The sequence below is a fragment of the Lactiplantibacillus sp. 30.2.29 genome, from assembly GCF_018991255.1.
GTDB lineage: Bacteria > Bacillota > Bacilli > Lactobacillales > Lactobacillaceae > Lactiplantibacillus > Lactiplantibacillus pentosus.
Map to the genome: position 1 here is coordinate 217,835 of NZ_JAGYGU010000002.1, position 20,433 is coordinate 238,267.

General features: G+C 47.7%; 23 protein-coding genes. 12 read left to right on the forward strand and 11 right to left on the reverse strand.

The features are described 5' to 3' along the window. Positions 1-505 precede the first annotated feature (505 nt). A complete protein-coding gene (locus KGF65_RS02335) occupies positions 506-742 on the forward strand; it encodes a hypothetical protein (protein ID WP_050339708.1) in 237 nt (78 codons plus the stop codon). Positions 743-820: 78 nt separating this feature from the next. Further along, complete coding sequence (locus KGF65_RS02340; protein ID WP_101873039.1) at positions 821-1,237, forward strand: GtrA family protein; 417 nt, start codon at positions 821-823, stop codon at positions 1,235-1,237. A 135-nt stretch (positions 1,238-1,372) separates the two neighbouring features. Here the strand turns inward: KGF65_RS02340 and KGF65_RS02345 are convergent, their stop codons facing one another. Beyond that, on the reverse strand, positions 1,373-1,849 hold the full coding sequence (locus KGF65_RS02345; protein WP_225083285.1) for a hypothetical protein: 477 nt from the start codon (positions 1,847-1,849) through the stop codon (positions 1,373-1,375). Between the two features lie 170 nt (positions 1,850-2,019). Here KGF65_RS02345 and KGF65_RS02350 point away from each other — a divergent pair, with 170 nt between their 5' ends. Both KGF65_RS02350 and KGF65_RS02355 read left to right on the forward strand, forming a co-directional pair. Continuing rightward, complete coding sequence (locus KGF65_RS02350) at positions 2,020-2,346, forward strand: hypothetical protein (protein WP_050339712.1); 327 nt, start codon at positions 2,020-2,022, stop codon at positions 2,344-2,346. Positions 2,347-2,584: 238 nt separating this feature from the next. Then, positions 2,585-2,767: a hypothetical protein gene (locus KGF65_RS02355; protein WP_088770883.1), complete on the forward strand. Its 183-nt coding sequence runs from the start codon at positions 2,585-2,587 to the stop codon at positions 2,765-2,767. 41 nt (positions 2,768-2,808) lie between these two features. Here the strand turns inward: KGF65_RS02355 and KGF65_RS02360 are convergent, their stop codons facing one another. The 3 genes from KGF65_RS02360 to KGF65_RS02370 form a co-directional block, all read right to left on the reverse strand. Further along, a complete protein-coding gene (locus KGF65_RS02360) occupies positions 2,809-3,993 on the reverse strand; it encodes a MalY/PatB family protein (protein ID WP_088770882.1) in 1,185 nt (394 codons plus the stop codon). Between the two features lie 325 nt (positions 3,994-4,318). After that, positions 4,319-4,831 (reverse strand): hypothetical protein, encoded by a 513-nt coding sequence (locus KGF65_RS02365; RefSeq protein WP_050339716.1) that lies wholly within the window; start codon positions 4,829-4,831, stop codon positions 4,319-4,321. A 212-nt stretch (positions 4,832-5,043) separates the two neighbouring features. Then, complete coding sequence (locus KGF65_RS02370) at positions 5,044-5,682, reverse strand: LVIS_2131 family protein (RefSeq protein ID WP_003639466.1); 639 nt, start codon at positions 5,680-5,682, stop codon at positions 5,044-5,046. Positions 5,683-5,876: 194 nt separating this feature from the next. Here KGF65_RS02370 and KGF65_RS02375 point away from each other — a divergent pair, with 194 nt between their 5' ends. Continuing rightward, on the forward strand, positions 5,877-6,194 hold the full coding sequence (locus KGF65_RS02375) for a hypothetical protein (RefSeq protein ID WP_003639467.1): 318 nt from the start codon (positions 5,877-5,879) through the stop codon (positions 6,192-6,194). A 375-nt stretch (positions 6,195-6,569) separates the two neighbouring features. Here the strand turns inward: KGF65_RS02375 and KGF65_RS02380 are convergent, their stop codons facing one another. Beyond that, a complete protein-coding gene (locus KGF65_RS02380) occupies positions 6,570-8,294 on the reverse strand; it encodes a glycoside hydrolase family 13 protein (protein ID WP_101873037.1) in 1,725 nt (574 codons plus the stop codon). 1,130 nt (positions 8,295-9,424) lie between these two features. On the opposite strand from KGF65_RS02380, the gene thrC reads away from it, so the two are divergent. The 3 genes from thrC (at position 9,425) to KGF65_RS02395 (ending at position 12,439) form a co-directional block, all read left to right on the forward strand. Continuing rightward, positions 9,425-10,918 (forward strand): threonine synthase, encoded by a 1,494-nt coding sequence (gene thrC, locus KGF65_RS02385; protein WP_105923836.1) that lies wholly within the window; start codon positions 9,425-9,427, stop codon positions 10,916-10,918. Positions 10,919-10,932: 14 nt separating this feature from the next. Further along, on the forward strand, positions 10,933-11,730 hold the full coding sequence (locus KGF65_RS02390) for a Cof-type HAD-IIB family hydrolase (protein WP_050339722.1): 798 nt from the start codon (positions 10,933-10,935) through the stop codon (positions 11,728-11,730). Between the two features lie 73 nt (positions 11,731-11,803). Further along, positions 11,804-12,439, forward strand: coding sequence for a pentapeptide repeat-containing protein (locus KGF65_RS02395; RefSeq protein ID WP_101873035.1), 636 nt, complete (start codon positions 11,804-11,806; stop codon positions 12,437-12,439). Positions 12,440-12,518: 79 nt separating this feature from the next. On the opposite strand, the gene KGF65_RS02400 is transcribed toward KGF65_RS02395, so the two are convergent. From KGF65_RS02400 to KGF65_RS02420, 5 genes are all read right to left on the reverse strand, one after another. Then, on the reverse strand, positions 12,519-13,121 hold the full coding sequence (locus KGF65_RS02400) for a sugar O-acetyltransferase (protein WP_216747967.1): 603 nt from the start codon (positions 13,119-13,121) through the stop codon (positions 12,519-12,521). Between the two features lie 14 nt (positions 13,122-13,135). Beyond that, complete coding sequence (locus KGF65_RS02405; RefSeq protein ID WP_050339727.1) at positions 13,136-13,699, reverse strand: NUDIX hydrolase; 564 nt, start codon at positions 13,697-13,699, stop codon at positions 13,136-13,138. 115 nt (positions 13,700-13,814) lie between these two features. Then, positions 13,815-14,174: an HIT family protein gene (locus KGF65_RS02410; protein WP_101873033.1), complete on the reverse strand. Its 360-nt coding sequence runs from the start codon at positions 14,172-14,174 to the stop codon at positions 13,815-13,817. A 12-nt stretch (positions 14,175-14,186) separates the two neighbouring features. Then, positions 14,187-14,933 (reverse strand): 3-oxoacyl-ACP reductase, encoded by a 747-nt coding sequence (locus tag KGF65_RS02415; RefSeq protein ID WP_101873032.1) that lies wholly within the window; start codon positions 14,931-14,933, stop codon positions 14,187-14,189. Beyond that, positions 14,933-15,154 (reverse strand): DUF2829 domain-containing protein, encoded by a 222-nt coding sequence (locus tag KGF65_RS02420; RefSeq protein ID WP_003639475.1) that lies wholly within the window; start codon positions 15,152-15,154, stop codon positions 14,933-14,935. The genes KGF65_RS02415 and KGF65_RS02420 overlap by 1 nt, the downstream gene beginning before the upstream one ends. 164 nt (positions 15,155-15,318) lie before the next feature. Between KGF65_RS02420 and KGF65_RS02425 the strand changes: the two genes are divergently transcribed. The 4 genes from KGF65_RS02425 (at position 15,319) to KGF65_RS02440 (ending at position 19,732) form a co-directional block, all read left to right on the forward strand. After that, on the forward strand, positions 15,319-16,410 hold the full coding sequence (locus KGF65_RS02425; RefSeq protein ID WP_101873030.1) for a DUF871 domain-containing protein: 1,092 nt from the start codon (positions 15,319-15,321) through the stop codon (positions 16,408-16,410). A gap of 41 nt (positions 16,411-16,451) precedes the next feature. Then, positions 16,452-17,633, forward strand: a complete 1,182-nt coding sequence (locus tag KGF65_RS02430) for an enhanced intracellular survival protein Eis (protein WP_216747968.1) — start codon at positions 16,452-16,454, stop codon at positions 17,631-17,633. A gap of 279 nt (positions 17,634-17,912) precedes the next feature. Then, positions 17,913-19,214 carry an MFS transporter gene (locus KGF65_RS02435; RefSeq protein ID WP_105923832.1) on the forward strand — a complete coding sequence of 434 codons (1,302 nt, stop codon included), beginning with the start codon at positions 17,913-17,915 and terminating at the stop codon, positions 19,212-19,214. A 125-nt stretch (positions 19,215-19,339) separates the two neighbouring features. Beyond that, positions 19,340-19,732 (forward strand): tautomerase family protein, encoded by a 393-nt coding sequence (locus KGF65_RS02440; RefSeq protein WP_050339733.1) that lies wholly within the window; start codon positions 19,340-19,342, stop codon positions 19,730-19,732. A 171-nt stretch (positions 19,733-19,903) separates the two neighbouring features. Here KGF65_RS02440 and KGF65_RS02445 read toward each other — a convergent pair whose 3' ends face one another. Further along, positions 19,904-20,413, reverse strand: coding sequence for a transcription repressor NadR (locus tag KGF65_RS02445; RefSeq protein WP_101873026.1), 510 nt, complete (start codon positions 20,411-20,413; stop codon positions 19,904-19,906). Positions 20,414-20,433: the final 20 nt, after the last annotated feature.

Here is a 20,433-nt window from a genome sequence, read left to right on the forward strand (position 1 = left end):
AGTGGTGTTTGGCTATGTTTTTTTCATCGGTTACGCATTGTGCTCGTTATTATTTATCGTGAATCATGATTAAAACACACCAGTTCTTAAGTTCAAAAGCAGCCAGCCGAGACCCGCTGGAAACAAAGCGAGCTAGCATAAAACTGATGGCTAGTCACATCCTACTCCGGCTTGCAAGTATTCTGGGTAATGGTCGGAACATGGTGGACACAGATTTAAGCCGAGAACCCCGCGTCTTAAATACTGGTCTTCCACATTGCCTGCGATATGGATGAAACGTGTTCGGGTCAGACTGGGACTTCCGGTTAGCTACGCCAGAACGCCAAGCGGAAATGCGCCGCTTAACGCTCTGGCTAGGCTAATCCTCAGTCCCAACCCGTCTGAACCTCGCACTCTGAGAAACCTTTGATTCCCTCACCCCAACTTTACACAAAATTTACAGCAACAACATTCGATATTTACAGTCACTGCTTACAATAAAAATTAATCATTGGGGGTGGGTTGAATGATTGCTTTGGGAATGCAACCAGGTTTAATGGCAAATCACACGATCGTGATCAATAATGACCTTTCATATCAACTACAACTGATCAAGCAGCGCTTTGGTCAACATTTATTTCTATTAAAAGTCAGCGCCACAACCACTCTAGGAACACTGACGGTTGAACGGATTCAATTTACGAACTTCGCAGCCGCCCATGACGCCTTTGAAGCGCGCTGCCACCAGCTCACTCAACACTAAAATTATCCAACGCCAGACCGGATTATATGATAGGATGGTAGCTAGTTATTAATTAGCTAAAGTGAGGGTAATTTACTAGTGGTGCAATTTATCAAACAACTCTGGCGGCGCTATCAAAGTGTGCTGTCCTATTTAATTTTCGGGGGCTTAACCACCGTCATCAACTTTATCGTTTTTGGCATCTTCGACCAATTCTGGCCGTATTGGATTGCCAATACGATCGCCTGGTTACTATCAGTCCTCTTCGCCTACGTGACCAACAAACGGTGGGTTTTTGAATCACACACACCCACCTTTCGCTCGGTATTAGCCGAAATGACCTCGTTTTTCGGCTTTCGGCTACTCAGCTACTTTGTTGACCAAGGAATTATGATCGTCGGGATTTCCGTCCTGCACGGCAACAGCTTGCTCGTGAAATTAATCGACCAAATTATTATCGTGTTACTCAACTGGTTTTTCAGCAAGCTCTTTATTTTTAAAGACCGCCAACACTAGCCGTTTAAAGTCTCGCTCGCTAGCAATCAACTGCTCACACCATTGCCAGCAACCGAGACGCTTGAATCGCCAAAAGACGCCCATTTCACCAGCCCTGGCTGTATGAAACGGACGTCTTTTTTTGATTTCTGCCTTTCAACCAAATTGGCGTTGCACAGTATGTAACGTCGCTAGCTTTGTGACCACATCATCAATATTGACCCCATCCCAATTATAGAAGATGAATTGGCGGCCACCCCGCATCTTGATGACGAGATGCCGAGCAGATGACGCGTACCCGTTTCGAATCTCAGCCTGATCAGTCGTCAAGGCATAGTACTGAATATCATCAACGTTCAAGACTAACTCACCGATTCTGACGACGACTGGCTGATCCACTTCAGTCGGTGGCCGCACTGACAAGCAAGTGCCATCGTGGTGCTGGTACCGTAATTGCACCGCAACTAAACCGGCTGCTGTCAACTGCGGATCAAAGAAAAACTCCGCACCAATATGCAAGGCGCTCGCGGGTTGAACCGCCGTGAGTCGAAACTTAAAGTGCCGACCGTGAAAATCAGTCAAGATGCCGACATCATAATCGGGTCGCATTGCTGTAATATGCCCAATCATCATTGCTCACTCCTTTCATTCAATTACTGATAATGTAGCACGCTTCACAAACTAAAAGACGATTGAAACTCAAAATCAGCACATTTCGGCCGAAATTATTAAAATAGTAATTAAATTGACCTTACTCATGCTAATATTTGAGTGAGCTTACTTTATTATTGGAGGTCCTGCTGATGACCCTAACGAATCAAGAAACGGACTATTTACTGAACTTACTAACCAATCAAATGCTGAACTTACTGAGCCGGGTGACGCGTTGGCAAACCCACAGTCTGAGCCAATCGCAATACGACCAGCAAGTTGCAGAAACGCTCCAACCCGAACTGACGCTATTATCGACCCTCACGGAAAAGTTAGGCCCTCAAGCTAGTGATACCGCCCAGTTAGGCGCAATTCAGGTCGGATTAGCAAAGCTTCAAGCTGCCACCACGTACCAACTGACGACTGAACAATTAGCCCAGGCCAACGAACGGCGGCTGCATCGGCACTTCCGGGACTGATTATGGGTTTACCTCGGTCATAATTCATGACCAATTAACTGGCTCACGTGTGCTCGACTTGTTCACATTTCGACTAGAATTCTAACTAATCACTCATGGTCAGCACAAATCAAGCCAATTTGGGGATAATCTTGCAATCCTTAACAGAAAATTCAAATTTCAATCACGGGATAGCTATTTTTTCTCGATACAATGGTTTTATAAAATAACTTAACCATTCGATCGAAGGAGGGCCCCCATGTTCTTAATCGTATACTGTACCTTTGCTATTGCGGTGTTTTTCTGGATTTTCGGATTCGTGAAGACTGCAATTATTATCGGCGTATTGGCACTGGGCTTGATTGCTTACTCCTTCATCCGCCGAGAAGTCAATCGACGCCGATTGCTCAAACGACGTACCGTCACTAATAAAAGTCGCTAAAAAAATTCCAACACGCTGGTGTCGGAATTTTTTGATAAGCTTTAAGCTAAACAAGCAACAATCCGTTTGGCCGCTTCCTGAACGTTCTTAGGGTCAGTGGCCAGATTGAGCCGCACAAAGCCTTTATCAGCTGGGCTGAACCATTCCCCAAAATCAACTGCGATATGACATCGATCTTGAATAAAGGCTTTAGCATTTTCTGGCTGGACATAAGCTCGTAAATCCAGCCACGTCAGATAGGTGCCTTGCAACTCCGACAATACCAACTTCGGCGCCTGAGCGGCAAAAGTCGTTTGCAAATAATGATAGTTATCGCGGATGATGGCCAACACTTGGTCTAGCCACTCGGCGCCAGACTGGTAGGCGGCTTTACCGGCGACCTGCCCCAACACACTAATTTCTGTCTGACTGAAACGGCCAATCTGATCATCGTAGCGCTGCCGTAACTCAGAATTTGGAATAATGATGTGCGAGTTTAACAGTGCCGCAATATTGAACGTCTTTGATGGCGCGTTGACCACGATTAGCCGGTCATTGAAGCGCCCATCCGCAACGGACAGTGCCGACTGGAACGGATGGGCTGCCCGGTCAATTTCTAAGTCCTGATGAATCTCATCAGAAATGACGAGGACATGGTATTGTTCGCATAACGCTAACAAGCGTGTCTGTTCCGCTTCCGTCCAGATGCGGCCGACCGGATTATGCGGTGAGCACTGAATAAACAAGCGGACCTCATTGGCTTTGATTTTGCGTTCCACATCGTCAAAATCAATCGTGTAATGGCCCTGGTCATTGCGTAATTCAGACGTGACGAGTTGACGATGATTATCCCGGACAGCGTTGAAGAATGGATAGTAGACCGGCGTCAAAATCAGGACGCCATCACCCGGTTGTGTCAAGATATTGACCAGTGCATACAGTGAATTAACGACCCCACTGCCGAAACGGATCCAGTCCCGTTTGAGCGTCACGCCATGGCGGGTCTTCTGCCAGTCAATCAAGGCTTGATAATATGAATCTGGAGTAATCGAGTACCCATAGACACCGTGCGCGACTCGTTCCTGTAAGGCCTGCGTGACTGCTTCGGGTACCTTGAACTCCATATCTGCGACCCACATTGGTAACAGATCCGCATCCCCATAACGCGTTTGTAGCGCGTCCCATTTGAGTGAATCCGTATGTTGCCGAGTCGTTGCATATTGCTTAATAAATGCTGTCTTATCCATTCCATCGTCCTTCTTTCATCAAAATGCATCAAAAAAACTTCGCCCTTAGTTTATCTTCTAAGGACGAAGTTTATACTCCGCGGTACCACCTACATTACAGCTGCCTGTCACTCGCGCAACTTAATCGTCACGTTCAACCAGGCTATCGGTGGTCAATCCGGACTAACAGCGTCAACCGTTAGCCAACTCCGAGTTCATCTTCACCAGCCATTGATCGTCAAATCTCACCACTTCTTTGACTCGCTGAACATCCATGACCGGCTACTCTTCTCATCAACATTTCATTTTTACATTGGTACTAAATTACAACGTCGCCACTGAAATGTCAACCGACGATTTCAAACTGCGGTTCACTCGCAACTTCGTATCCATCCAAGCGCTGTTCAGCAGTTGGGAACGCCCCCGTTTGCAAAAAGCGCTTGGCTTGCATGACCCGCGGCGAACTATTCGCCCAAGTCAATTCTGTTAAGGGAACGCGAACTGCACCGTCCGAGACAGCCTCGGTATAAGCGGGCCGTTTGGTCAATAATTGCCCACCCACGGGTTCTAGTAAATAATAAATATTAATCAAGCTTGTTGGTAGTTCTAATGCTGCGAGTGCTGGAATCGTCAATTGGATGGTCCCCAATTGCTTGGAAATAATGGTTTTTAATCCAGTTTGTAATTGTGCGATTTGACTAACGGACTCACTCAATGTGGCCCGCGTCGTCACTGGCGCCGTTACCAGGTCATAACGATTTTTAAACGGTCCGGTTAGGCATTTGTTAAGAACCATGGCCGTTGAATCACCAATGATACCGCAAACAAATAGTGGACTACTTGTTGGTTCGTTAATCATCAAATTTTTCCTTCTCTCAGTCATATGATTAAGCAGATAAATTAATTAGTCTATAAAAATATAACAATTTCATTTTACCCTACATTTATGATAAGAATCCAAAAAAAAGCGTGGTGTTGTGAATATTTAACAACTTTTAATAAGTGTATGAAAAAAATCGAATCTTGGCTACCAAAAAGCACAAGGTTCGATTCATTTTCTCAATCAGATTATTAATTAGTTTGCACATCCGCGGTATTGATGAACGACTGTGCAGGGACTCGAATCAACCAGCGCGTCATGGCTTGATGGCCAACGTGCATGCCGAGACCGTTCCAGAACGACGGTTGATAGGTCGCCGTCAATTTCATGGCATAGGCTTTTTCATGCTTCCGGTCTTCTTTGGCCAATTGCTTCTGCGACCACGGAATCCCCGCATCGGCCACCTTAACCTGTGACAGATTCGTCACGACCGTTGCTTTATTGCTAGAAACGGTGTACTTGGCGCCATCGACCCAGTAATTGTAAATATGAACCGGCTTCTTGGTCGTGCCACGGTCAACCGTGACGTAATACGAGCCGTTTGTCCCGACACGCAACACGAGTGGTTCGACCGAATATGAAACTTTGACATCCTTTGAATCGGTGAGGTTGACTTGATTACTGAACGTCACGTAGCCCATCCCAACTAGCAATCCTAGACTGACGATTAATTCGACAGCGGTAATAAGAAGATTTCCCCATTCAAATGTGTGCTTACGCTCTACGATCATTTTGATGCGCCGGACGCGAATATGGTGAAAGACCCACACAACTAACGCCAACACGATGATCCAAGCAATGATTCCAATCCAATTCCATGCAGAAGTCATTGATTGCCAACCCTTTCTCAATTACATTATTATGTTCTAATTGTAAATAATCCGCTCCCAAATAACAAGTAATCCAACAAATTCACCCCTAATCTTCACAGAGTAGATTGTGAAAATAATCACTGGAAACGGTGCCAATGTTAACGGATTCATGGTAAAATAAAGTTATTAACTTGTAGAAAGAAGGCGTACGCATGATCGCATCACTGATTTATTGGGTCGTTGTGGTTGGTCTGATCGTCTGGGGTGTCTGGATGGCCATCCTCTCCGCTTACTGGGCAAGCCAAAAACAAAACGGCAACATTTTCTTTATTGCAATTATGAATACCTTAGGTGCCTTAGCCGGGCTGTTAGTTTGGTGGGTCTTTAATAATCAAGACTGGCAATATTACTGGTTATCCAGCACCGTTAAGACGACTAATCTGTTAGGCATCGTCTTAATCTGCTACGTGGTCTTGATTGTCATCGAGTTCATTCAAGGCCGCGGTATCAAGCCTGAAGCTGCCAAATAAAGGTTAACTCAGGTCACGTCTAGAAGTCATTCTAGGCGTTTTTTATTGCCAACTTTTACCCCCACCCCGCTCTGGTTCAACACGATTTTGCGCTCATCAGCAAGACGTACCCTTCAGTGACCGGTTTGTGCAAAAATGTGCTAATCAGCCTTTAACCGCTCATGCTACTGACCAGATAATTTTAGTCAACTTGACCAAAGGGCGTGACACCCCAACATTAGGCACCATCTGCTTCGCCATTACGTCTTAAAGTGCAGTCACCCGCCAAGCCTTAACTATCCTCGTTGAAGGCAAAAAAAATGGTCTTGAGGCCCTTAATTCAGCCTGCAAAACCATTTTCAACTCGTTTTTTGATCAACCGACTCAGTCCAAACCTTAGGCCAAAGTCAGCTCAAATCCGCCTGCCGTCAACTGACCACCAACGACGCCCGCCGCCATTAGTGATGCAGGCGTCGTGGTTGCGGCCACGGCCGTTGTGCCCAGATTAAAGTGGCCGGTAATCGTTTGTTCAGCGTCCGTGCGGGTCAACGTCAAGCACTGGTCTTCAATCGACCAGATTAACGTACTAGTTGCTAAAAAATCCGCCTGTTGCCGCCGGAACTTGATCAGTGCGGTCACAAACTCACGAACTTGTTGCGCTTGGTCATCCGGATGCCAGTTCATGCACCGCCGATTGTCCGGATCAGCACCACCAGCCATTGCTACTTCGGTCCCATAATAGACACAGGGACTCCCAGGCAATAACATCAGTAGTGCCAATGCGGATTTAAACTTCGTGAGATCATCATGTAACGTCGTCAGCAACCGCGGCGTATCATGCGTATCCAGTGCGTTGAACATTGCTTGCTGGTTGGGTTGGCGATACATCATCAGCTCCAGATTAGTCTTGCCAACATAGTCTGCCAAGCTCAACTTACCATTAAATAGCGCCAAAATTGGCTGGGTCAACGGATAGTTCATCACCGCATTGAATTGACCGTTGCCGACCAACGCTTGACTGCTGTGCCACGATTCGCCCAAGAGATAAATATCAGGTTTGACTGCCCGTAAGGCCCCACACAGCTGACGCCAAAAGCCATGGTCGACCTCATCCGCGACATCAAAGCGCCAAGCATCGATGCCAAACTGTTCGACCCAGTACTTGGTCACATCAATTAGATAAGCCTGAACGGCCGGATTTTGGGTGTTCACCTTTGGCATAGCAGCACCCGTTGCAAACGTTTCATAATTCAATTGGTGGGTCTGCGGATCACGTCCCACTGGCCAGCCATGAATATGGAACCAGTCAGCAAAGCGCGACTGTTGCCCGTGTTTGATGACATCTTGCCACTGTGGTGATTGTTCGCCAAAATGATTGAACACGGCGTCTAGCATCACACGCATACCGCGGTCGTGGGCCCCGTCGACCAGTGCTTGAAAGTCGGCCTTCGTCCCAAAATGCGGGTCGATTTCAAAGTGGTCGATCGTATCGTACTTATGATTTGACGGTGAGGCAAAAATCGGGCATAAATAGAGGCCATTGACACCCAGTGCCGCTAAATCATCCAAGTGTTCAGTAATGCCGGCTAAGTCGCCACCGTAAAACGAGTCCCGTTTGACCGTCCCCGCGCCCCAGGGTTGAACGCCAGCGGGATCATTGTGAGCATCACCATTCGCGAAGCGTTCTGGAAAGATTTGGTACCAGACAGTATCCTTGACCCAGGCAGGCGGTAATTCCGCGTCGCTCACATGTAAATAAGGCATGTGGAAATAATTGGCGACCGTCTGCCAATTGGTGGGATCATCCGCAAAAAAGCCGCCCTCCCCGTAACCGATTGTCCGACCGGCCGTATCCGTTAATAGGAAGGCATACACGACCCGGTTTGTCGGAACGGTCAATGTGGCTTGCCAATATTGATTACTCTGCGTTGCCAATCCAGGCGCTAAGGCCATCCGCTGCAAGTCGGTGGTCCCTTCCTGCCATAAATAGGAATCCGCAAATAAAAGTTCGACCTGAGCGATGTCATCACGCGCCGTTTGAATCCGGACCTGTAACTGATGGTCCGCCAGTACCGCGGTATCTTCGCTTTCAGGACGATGACTAATTCCAGCTAGTTGCATATTGAATAAATCTCCTTTTCTGTAATCGTTTACATTATTTTACGCGTTGTGTTGGTTATTCTTTAGCATTAATGATGATTAAAACGTGCTATTTTACAAGTTCAAGTGCTGCCAGCTGGGACCCGCTGGAAACAGTGCGAGCTAGCGTAAATTTTCTGTTGTGGCTGCGTCCTATTCCGGCTTCCAGGCATTTCTGACAACGCTGGAACGCGATGGACACAGATTTAAGCCGACAACCCACGTCTTAAATGCTGGTCTTCCACTAACCAAGCCAAAGACGCTTGCTAAGTGGAATTTCATCGCTGAGCATTGTCAGAAACGCCTTCCAGCCGGGGATAGTATTCGAAAGGCAGACATGTGCGAAATCAACTTTTTGTCGAATTAGTCGTTGGTTCCTTGATACATGGAAATTTTGATATTCAACAGTTAGACTGGCTCTAACAATAACTAAACTTTTTACCAGCGCTAAAGACTTCCGACAAGCGGTTTTACTGAATTTACCAGTATCTTCTCTAGTCGTCTGAGATAACCAAGTCTTGAATTCTAAACGAAGGTATTTTGTCGACTAAGTTCAACACCAGTTGCCATTGAAACTAATATCGTTAAGTTAAGTGACTTATATTTAAGTAATCTTCACAGAATTCAACTGCCTTAAAGCATCAACGATACCGATTATAAGTATGAATGAAGGGCCGGTCACCTAATATCCAGCGGTCAATTGCACCTAGATAGGTGGCCGTTCATCCGCCATTCGAGCGGGTTCCCGACTGGAGGGGCTGGCTGACAATGCTCAAGGGCGAAATTCTTCTTGTCCGGGTGGGGTTCCCGGGCTAGAAGAAGACTCGTATTTGAAATTGCGCAGTGAACTTCTGCGTGAGTTCAAATCGATGTCCGCCCTGTTCCAGCGTTGTCAGCCAGCCCCGGAGGTCGGAATAGGACGCGCCTCCGCCGACGAACAGCAATCCAACTTAGCACGTTTCAATCATAATTCATGACAAGTTAACCAGCACAACACGTCTGATTTTGTAACCAATTCACTAAAATTATCCTGATGATTTTGGTGAAAACGTCCCCGTTCGTCGTATTTTTAGTGTATGATTTAGTCAAAATCAGTTGAAAGGACGTTATCTATGAACACACTTTATCGCAGTACCCGGGAAACTGCAAGCCACACTATGACGTCATCACAGGCCGTCTTGCAAGGCCTCACGCCAGATGGTGGTTTGTTCGTTCCGGTCACCCTTCCGACCGCCGACTTTGACTTCGAGCAACTTGCCAATATGAGTTATCAAGAAGTGGCTTACGAGGTCCTAAAGCTCTTTTTCACCGACTATACCGCTGAAGAACTGCACGCCTGCATCGATGCTGCGTACGGCAATCAATTTGATGCCCCCGCCATCGCGCCGGTCACGAAGCACGGCAACCAGTATTACCTTGAATTGTTTCATGGACCAACGATTGCCTTCAAGGACCTGGCACTGCAGATTTTACCGCATTTAATGACAACTGCCGTCAAAAAGAACCACTTGGAATCCGAAATCGTTATTTTAGCAGCGACTTCTGGGGATACCGGTAAAGCGGCCATGGCTGGTTTTGCGGATGTCGACCAGACGAAGATCATCGTCTTCTACCCTAAGGACGGGGTCAGCGCGATTCAGAAGCAGCAAATGATTACCCAAACTGGTGACAATACGAACGTTGTTGCCATCAACGGTAATTTTGATGAAGCGCAAACGACGGTCAAACAGTTACTGAACGACCCGCAATTGCGCCAACGTTTAGCCGACCACCAGTATCAATTCTCTAGTGCGAATTCGATCAACATCGGCCGGCTCTTCCCGCAAGTGGCGTACTACGTCTACACTTACGCCCAATTGATTCATCAGGGTCACATCAAAAATGGCGATGCCGTCAATTTCAGTGTACCGACTGGGAATTTTGGGGACATCTTAGCTGGCTACTATGCCAAACAATTGGGCACGCCAATTCATAAATTAGTGTGTGCCTCAAACCGTAATAATGTCCTGACAGACTTTTTCAACACCGGGACTTATGATAAAAATCGTGAGTTTTATTTGACGAGTTCGCCTTCAATGGACATCCTGGTTTCCAGTAATCTGGAACGCTTGATTTTCTATCTGACAGGTGAGGATCCACTGGCAACGGCCCAACTCATGCAAGACTTACAAACTAAGGGTAGCTATACGATTACGCCGGAAATGCGCGCCAATTTAGCTGACTTCTGGGCGGGCTTCGTGACTGAAAATCAGGATCAGGACGAAATTCAACACTTAAATCACGCCCATCACTATACGATTGACCCACATACGGCCGTCGCTTCCGCAGTTGCCAAGCAGTATCGCAATGCGACTAAGGATCAGCGGCCAATGGTAGTCGTTTCAACGGCCAGTCCGTACAAGTTCCCGCAGGCCGTTTTGACCGCGATTACGGGGGAATCTACGACGGTCGATGGCCTGACTGCAGTCGACCAACTGCATGACCTGATTCAAACGCCGATTCCACCAACGGTCACCGCGTTACGTACGGCACCCGTTCGTCATAATCGGGTCGCTGCCGTCGATAAAATGGGTGCGACAATCGAATCAATTTTAAATCTCAATTAGAAAGTGTGACTAGAATGATTACGACAATTGCTTTAGACTTAGATAACACGTTGCTCACTTCTGACAAGACGATCTCGCCACGCACCGAAGCCGTCCTGAAACAACTCCACACGGCTGGCAAACGCATCGTACTGTGTACTGGCCGGCCAATTAAGGCGATTCAGCCCTACTTGGCCCAACTCGAACTGACACAACCGAGCGACTACGCCATCACTTTTAATGGTGGGCTCGTGCAACAGAATACGACCGGCGATGTGTTGGCACGGACGAGCGTTACTAAGAAGGACCTACAACCGCTGTTTGAACAAGCCCAACGCGACCATTTCTACTTGGACGTGATCGATTTAAAGCAAGTCTATTCCATCACCGACCTCGGTAAATCACCGTACGAAGACTTCTTGAAGGGCCTGATGCCGTTTCAAAACGTTACTTTTGCGGACCTGCCCGATGATGATTTATTCGGCAAAGTCGTTAGCGCTGGTAAGGATGCCAAAACCGTCCAAGCCCAATTGCCAAGTCAAATCACCGACTTCTTCCACGTGGTCCCTTCGCGGCGAACGTTGTTGGAATTTCTGCCACCACATACTGATAAAGCCAGTGGGTTGAAACAGCTCCTTGGTCACTTTGATGAAAACTATGATAATCTCATGGCTTTTGGTGATGAAGAAAATGACTTAGGGATGCTAACCGCTGCCAAAGTCGGCGTGGCGATGGCAAATGCAATTCCAGCGGTCAAAGCTGCGACTGATTTTGACACGTTGTCGAATGACGAAGACGGGGTCGCTGTCTTTCTCGAGAACTACTTTAAATAACACGCAAAAGGAGCCTCTTGCAGGCTTCTTTTTTAGCGAAAATACCTAAAATCAAACGAATGAGGTGTCCTTTATGCAAGCTCCCCGCATTATTCCAGCAGACTTAACGCGTGGCTCCTTTTTTGACCTGTTACAAGATGAGGACCGTAGCTTGAGCAATATTCAAGTCAGTGAAGAAGATGTTAGCCAACAGCGCATCGAGCACCCAATGCTGGACCACGTTAGTTTTGAAAAAGTTCGGTTTACGGCGAGCCGCTTTGAACGGCTTGACCTGACTGATTCCATCTTTACCAACTGCGACTTTTCTAATGGTCAGTTTGAAAAAGCGAGCTGGCTGCGTGTTCAGTTCAAGGATTGCAAGCTGGTCGGCATCGATTTAAACGAGGCTGCACTCAATAATGTCACCTTCGACCACTGTCAACTCGACTTAGCCATGTTATGCGATATGCGGTTCAAAACCGTGACCTTCACGAACTGTCGCCTGAACGGTACCAGCTTTATGAACAATCGGTTGGCGAGCGTCAAATTTAACGAATGCGACCTGGACCAAGTTGCCTTCAACGATACCGCCCTCAAAAATATTGACCTGAGCACTTGCAAGTTTGAGCGTCTCGAACTTGACGCTGCCGCAGCCCGCGGTATGATCGTCAATTCTTCACAAGCCGCTTATTTGGCCGCTGCTCTGATTGGAATCAAGGTCAAGCCTTGATTTGATGGTCATAGCTGTATAAAAATAGCCACATTCTCTGCATTGAACATGCCTAAGAATGTGGCTGTTTTTGACTTCATCATGATAATTTAAATTGTTTCCCAGCATAACCGGTCTTGTCAGCGGCCGTAATCGGACGAATCACCTGACACGGATTACCGGCCGCAATCACATTCGCTGGAATATCGTGGGTGACCACACTACCGCCACCGATAATCGTATGGTCGCCAATCGTGACCCCTGGTAAAACAGTCACGTTGGCGGCTAACCAACAATCATTGCCAATCGTGATTGGCTTTGCGATGCAGCCGCCATTGACCCGCTCGGTCGCATCAAATAGATGGTTACTAGTGTACAACCCGACTTTAGGTCCCAACAAGACGTGGTCGCAAATCGTAATCGGTGCGCCATCCAGCATGACACAGTCATAGTTGGCGTAGAAGTCATCGCCTAAATGAATGTTGCGCCCAAACTCCACCCGAAAATTAGGATTGACGAAGGGTCGTTTGCCAGCTGAACCGACCAGTTGGCGCAGCAGTGTTTCTTTGGTTGCTAAGTCGGCCGTCGCATTGACCGCATTCGTGGTCAAGGTCGCTTGGTCGCGGATGGCCGTCAGCTCATCATCGGTATCCCGATACGGTTGGCCAGTCGACATATAAGCAAATTTTTCATCTAAGTTCATGCGCGTTCACACTCCTATTTACGGATAAAGTTCAAGTACCAAGTCAAGGCACAGATGCCTTGAGCCGAGTGAATCTGACCTTGCCGAAGTAAATCAATGACCTTGTCCAGTGGCACGAGCTGCGTGTTGACGTACTCATCCGCGTCAAAATGCCGTTCTGCCCGTTCATTCGGGTCGATGTGGGTCAAAATCAGACTGACCGTCTCATTGGTGAAGCCTTCTGAAGAACTGATTTCGGTCATCACTTGCGGGTCATGGGCCACGTAGCCCGTCTCTTCCTGCAGCTCACGTTTCGCCGCCGTTAAAGGATCTTCGCCCGGATTGATTAATCCAGCCGGCAAGCTAATCGTCTCCGCGTTGCGGCCAACCCGGTATTCTGAGCCTAACACGACCTGGTCATCCGCCGTAATCGCCAAAATCGTCACGGCATTTCCGTGTTGAATCAAGTCACGTTTGACTTCCAAGCCATCCGGCGTTTCAATCGTCTGTTTGACCAAATCAAAAATTGGCCCATGATAGACTGGTGTCGTCGACAAGACTTTGCCGGGCCGACCGACCTTTTCAAATATATCTGCCATTTGTTGTGGCTCCTTTGTTTGACTTCTTAAGTGGAAACTTCTTAATTTGGTAACTTCCTAATTCGTGATAAATCTAGACCGCACCACTGACTAAAATCCAATCAGCGTTTTAATGTTACTGCGCCTCGTGAGGCAGCATCTTGCGAATGCCCCCAGCTGGATTCGGCACGTCACCGTGGTAGCGTGGAATCAAATGAATATGGCAGTGCATCACCGTTTGTCCAGCAGCCGCATCGACATTGATGCCAATATTATAGCCATCCGGATGCCGTGCTTCATCGAGCATGACTTTCGCTTGGTCGAGTAACGTTAACATCGCCGTCCGTGTCGTTTCAGGAACATCAAAATACGTCGCGTAGTGCGCCTTAGGGATGATCAATAGGTGTCCCGGGCTCACCGGATGCAGGTCATAAAAGGCCGCCGCTAATTCATTTTCTAAGACATACGGTTGCGGCTGACAAAAAATACAAGCCATCGCGTTCACCCCCTACTTTGCGAGCCACCCGCCGTCAATCGGAACGACGGTGCCATGAATATAATCGGCGTGGGCACTCGCTAAAAATAACGTTAAGTCCGCAACTTCTTGCGGCTGGGCCCACCGTTTGGCAGGGGTCTCATCCGCCACCCACTTCGCCATCTTGCCATCACCAGCAAAATCAGCGGCGTTCATCGGGGTATCAATGGCGCCTGGTGCCAAACAATTGGCCCGGATTCCCTGACTCGCATAATCTAAATCGAGCTGTTTGGTGTAGCCAATCACGGCGTGTTTCGCAGCGGTGTAAGCCGCCCCACCGCCACCACCAACCAAACCAGCAATCGAGGCCATGTTCACAAAGACACCGTGGTGCTTTGCCAACATCTCCGGTAACACTGCGTTAGTCACAATGAACTGACTGGTCAAGTCGGTGGCAATGATTTCTTGCCAGGTTGCTAAATCCGTCGCGAGTGTTGGTTGATAACCATCCAACTTGCCGGCGGTGTTGCAAACGATTGATGGTGTGCCCAAGGCTTGAATTCCCGCAGCAATCGCCGCCGTCAAACCGTCAGCGTCCGTCACGTCAGCGACTTGGTAATGCAAGGCTGTCGTCGTTGCTAAAGCTGCGGGTTGGGGTTGGCGGTCAATCGCAATCACCCGTGCGCCCTGCGCTAGAAAACTTTGGGCCTGTGCGAGACCGATGCCAGATGCCGCACCCGTCACCAGGACCGTTTGCCCCACGTATTCTTCAAATTGCATTAGTCAACCAATTGCCAGTCAGTGGCTAAAATATCACAATCCGTTGGTGACCACATACTATAGGCTTCATCCGCCGTTTTAATCAAAAAGTAGGGATTCAACGGATCGCCTTTAAAGGTCGTCGTCGCTTGCAATTCAACAAATAATTCCGTGCCTTCCCAGCCTGTCCGTACTGCCCGTTTACCCGCTTTTAACTCTGGTAAAATTGCTTCAAATGTCATCATGTTGCCTCCAATTATTAATACCCAAATCGTATCATAATCCCGCAACAAGTGACAGGCAAAAATTGGTACCAACAAATTGTCTGTTTTGCTGGTACAGACCAATTATTTGTGCGATAATGTAAACGAATACAGAAATTAATTAATACTTGGAGGAATTTTAAATGAGTAAACTCGGTGTTTCGGTTTATCCCGAACGTTCAACTTTTGAAAAGGATGCCGCATACCTGGACTTGGCAGCCAAATACGGTTATCAGCGGGTCTTCACCTCGCTGCTTGAAATCAAAGGGGATCAAGCCGCGGTCGTTGCGAACTTCAAAAAAGTGATTTCATATGCGAACCAACTGGGCTTGCAAGTGATGGTCGACGTCAATCCCGACTTGTTCAAACAACTCGGTGTCTCCTATGATGACCTCTCATTCTTCCATGACTTAGGTGCTTGGGGCGTCCGACTCGACCTCGGCTTTACGGGTCAAGAAGAAGCCCGGATGACGCATAATGAATATGGCATCAAGATTGAAGTGAACATGTCTAAAGGGACGCACTATGTCGATACGATTATGGACTACTCCCCAGCCAAAGATAACTTATTGGGGTCACACAACTTCTATCCACAACAATATACTGGCCTCGGTTACGATTACTTTGTTCAGACTTCTGAACAATACCGGCAATACGGTCTGAACACCGCCGCCTTCGTTTCATCGAATGCCGCCACGTATGGGCCATGGCCGATGCAAGATGGGCTGTGCACACTTGAAGACCACCGTGGCTTACCAATTGCCGCTCAAGTTCAACATTTGAAGATGACCGGCTTAATTGACGACGTTTTGATTGGGAACGCCTACGCTAGCGAAGCCGAATTAAAAGCAGCAGCTGAAGTCTTCTTCAGCCCTTACCCACTATTACACGTCGATACGGTCAGCGACTTATCAGCGGTCGAAGAAAAAGTGCTCTTTGCGCAACCACAAACGTATCGTGGTGATTTCTCGGATTACGTGATTCGGTCTTCACAAACGCGTGTGATTTACAAAGATGAAGACTTCCCCGCTCACCATTTGGACGCCATCCACGCCGGCGACGTCTTGATCGACAACGATGAATTCGGTCAATACAAGGGTGAATTACAGATTGCCCGTCGCGACCTCGAAAATACCGGCCGTATCAACGTGGTTGGTCACGTCGTTGCGAGTGATTTACCTTGTTTGAAGTTGCTCCAACCATGGGCGGACTTCAAATTTGTTGCAGCTGAATAGTCAACATTGAACCTATCGTAAACTTTGATGGAGGTGCTCAAATGACAACTGACTACCGTTTAACAAGTGATGCCGACCGGGAAGCGTTCTACCAGCTTTATCAATATGCGTTTAACAATCAAGATTCACCACAACGGCGGTGCTTCTTCATGGATCGTTATCAACATGGCTGGATTTATGGCCGTCACGACCACGGACAATTGGTCAGCGGCTTATACAGCTTGCCCCTCGCCGTTAATTTTCATGGCGTGACCTACAAGATGAATGGCATCGGCGACGTTATGAGTGCCCCCGAATACGCCGGGCAAGGTGGCGCAGGCCAGTTATTGACCGCTGCGTTAAACGAAATGGCAGCTGAGCACGTTACCCTGTCCTACTTGGCGCCGTTCGCATACGGCTACTATCGCCGATTTGGCTACGAGCACGTCTTCGACCAGGCCCACCAAGTCATGGCCGCACGTGACCTACCACGTATCAAACCAACCGATTGGACCGGTACGATTACACGCTACGGCAATGACGGCCTCGCCTTAATTAATGATTTTTACGCGGCTCAAGCGCAAAATCAGCGCGGGGGCTTGATTCGTCCAACTTGGTGGCAACACTATCTGACCTTGAAGCATGATTGGTCAGTCGCGATTTACCGGAATGCCGACGCCGACATTGAAGGCTATCTGATTTACGAACGCCAAGCCACTAATTTTGCTATTCAGGAGTGGTCGACGAGTACCCCCACCGCTTTCGAGCGACTCGCCGACTTTATCACGAAACACGGTACGACTTTTGAAACGTTTAGTTATGACGATCCCAGTGCGACGAACGGCCTCGACTTGTTGGCTGACCCGTATACCTTGCAGGTCACGATCAAGCCTTACATGATGGCGCGGATCGTTGATTTATATGACTTCATCAAACGCTATCCGTTTACCGCCGACATATCCTCGATTCGCCTTGCCGTAACTGACACCACGTTGCCCGCTAATCAAGGCATCTGGGAACTACAACGGGCAAACGGCCAAGTGACGCTCAATCGCGTCAGCACTGACCTGACCGGAACTGCTGACATTAAACTCTCAATTCAACAACTCACCACCGCCTTGTTCGGGTCGCAATCACTGCGACGGGTTTATCTGCATGGCCAACTGACGGGCGACCTGAACGCCATCGACCGGTTGGACGCGAGCTTAGTTAAGACGCGACCTGCCTTGATCGATTACTTTTAGGTAGCTGTTCTGAGCTGGTGGCGCGAAACTCGGCCATCGTTGCTTAGTTTGTTGCTGGAGCGTATGACCACATCAAGGTGAGACTGAACTAAACGGTATCCAATAAGCTTTATTCACAATCCGCAACAGTCGGAAGTTCGTATTCTGACTGTTGCGGATTGTTTTGGTTGGACGACGCTTTAGGACTAGAATTGACAATCAGATTAAAAACATTAGAATTAGATTAAAACTATAACTTGCTGGTCTGCAATTGTCGCAATAGGCTGAAAGGAAGTCCCTATGTCTAATCCTAGTCCCGAATCAGTGCCAATGATTAGTAATCGCCAATCTAACGCCCAAATTATCAAAGCCTTTATCAGTAATTTCATCAGCTCCTTGAGTGGTAAGATGTTTTCCTTTGGCCTCGGACTGATGTTACTTGACGAGACCCACTCTGCAATCAGCTTCGGCCTCAACATGCTGATCACCCCCGTCATTGGTCTACTCTGTCTAGTGCCCATCGGTAACTTGGTAGATACCTACCCACATAAAGCGGTGCTGACGGGGAGCTTGTTGGCGCGCATCACAGCACTGTTTTTATTTGCCATCAGCATTAATTTTTTTATCGGAAACAACAAATTAATTCCAATTGTCTTATTCTTAATTGTCGACGCCATCTCGACCAATCTCAACGATACGTGTTACTCAGCTGCCATCCACGAACTTGTGAACCGCCACAGTGTTCAGCGGCTGAGCTCACTGACACAAAGCGCCATTTCTTTATCTTCAATTCTTTCACCGGCACTGGGCGTCGGCCTGTATAGTTTCGTTGGCTTTACAGGATTTATTGGCTTGGAAATTATCGCAACGATTGCAGCTTTCGGGGTGATGTTGACGATGCATTTCCACTATCAGCCACGCAATCAACAAATCGCACCGCAATCACACCATGATCAACTGAAAAGCTTTCGTTTAGGCATTACCTACATGCAATCGCGAACCATGATTAAACTCACGATTCTGCTCAGCGTTATCCTGAACTTCTTTTATACTGCTGTCACGATTGGCACACCCTATATTCTCAAAGCCCAACTGCATACCAGTAACGGCCCCGTGGGTGTTCTCGAGACTGGTAGTGCCATTGGAATGCTACTCGGCAGCTTGATGCTGAGCATATTTCCAACGGGTAATCAAAAACGACTCTTTTGGAAGTTAATGATGCCAGTGTTAGTCATCGATATCCAAATCGGTCTACTAGGATTACTATTCAGCACGTCACAATCAGCAGCCAACTATGCCATTATTGGTAGTCTCATCATGGGCATCCTAGCTTTGGCACTCGTGATTTTAAACATCACCTTTCAAGTTTATTTACAGCAAACGGTCCCTACCCAGCTCTTGGGTCGAGTCGTGGCAACCATGACAACCGTCAATAGCTCGATTATGCCAATTGGGACGCTATTATTCACCATTATTTTCCAAAACACCCACCACGGCGGACTGGTACTCATCGTCAATAGCTTGTTGTTGATTGGGTACACGTTACTACTCCTAAAGCCATTGCATCAGGCGATTCGCACTGACCAATCATCCTCAATTTGAGTCGTGCCTTGCGCTGTTCCCAGTTCAGATATCGTGATTCAAGATTGTTCCAATCGCACTTTGATACTACGCCAGCGATCCAATCAGCAGTATACTTGATGTATCAACTTTTAGGAGGTCCCACCATGCCCTTAATGCGCATTGATATGATTCGCGGACGCTCACAGTCTGAAATCAAACAAATCTTAGATATTGCTTACCACGCAGCTAGTACCGCGCTTCACTTACGGCCCCGTGACCGTTATCAAATCGTCACGCAACATGACCCAGATGAAATGATTATTGAAGACGTCGGCCTGGGTTTTGAACGAACCTCGGCTTTCTTAATGTTCAGTCTCACTTCTAGCCCGCGCAAGGTGGAAGATAAGCAGCAGTTTTACCAACTTCTGGTTCACGACTTACACCAGCAACTTGGGATTGCGCCAGCAGATGTGATGATTAATATTACGACGAATAGCTATGAAGATTGGTCCTTTGGCGATGGTCAAGCTCAGTTTCTCAACGGCGATTTAGCTTAGTTACGACGCCACTTAGCGGATACGAAAAAGCCACCCTGGAAATTCAAAATTGAATTTCCAGGGTGGCTTTTGTCATGAGTCAGAACCAGTTGAATAATGGCAGACTTATTTGCAAAAATAAATTGAGCACCGCAGCTTAATTATCAATGTAATATTGACCTTGTCTTGACATTAATTTTCATATAAATAGCCCGCGTCACGCAACGCCTTTTTGATGGCCGCTAACTGTTCCGGGGTCTGATAAGCAACCGTATGGCTGTGCACACCATCCGTCAATTCAGACAGTAAATGCCCCTGTAGTTGTTTGAGTCGCCCCATAAATAAATTAATGTCGCCAATTTCACGAATCTCTAATTCACCCCGTAAGCGGCCATACAACGGATGTTCCACTTCGACGTCTTTAATAATGCCACCGGCTTCAATAATCAGTGCCATTTCTTTGGTCGCCTCGTTAGGAAAATGACGACAAACAAGGACGGCAGTGGGCTGATTGGTTGCTTCTAACTGGTAACCCTGTAAGGTGGCCGCAATTGCCGCACCATGAGCCCGTAACAATGAAATATCCCCGACGATTGTCTGCCGACTAACTGCGAATTGTTTTGCTAACGTCGTGGCACTGATTGGGGACTGTGCTTGTGATAATTTTGCGCGAATTTGTTCTCGCCGTTCTGCTCCTGTCATGACTCACCCTTCTCACTAGT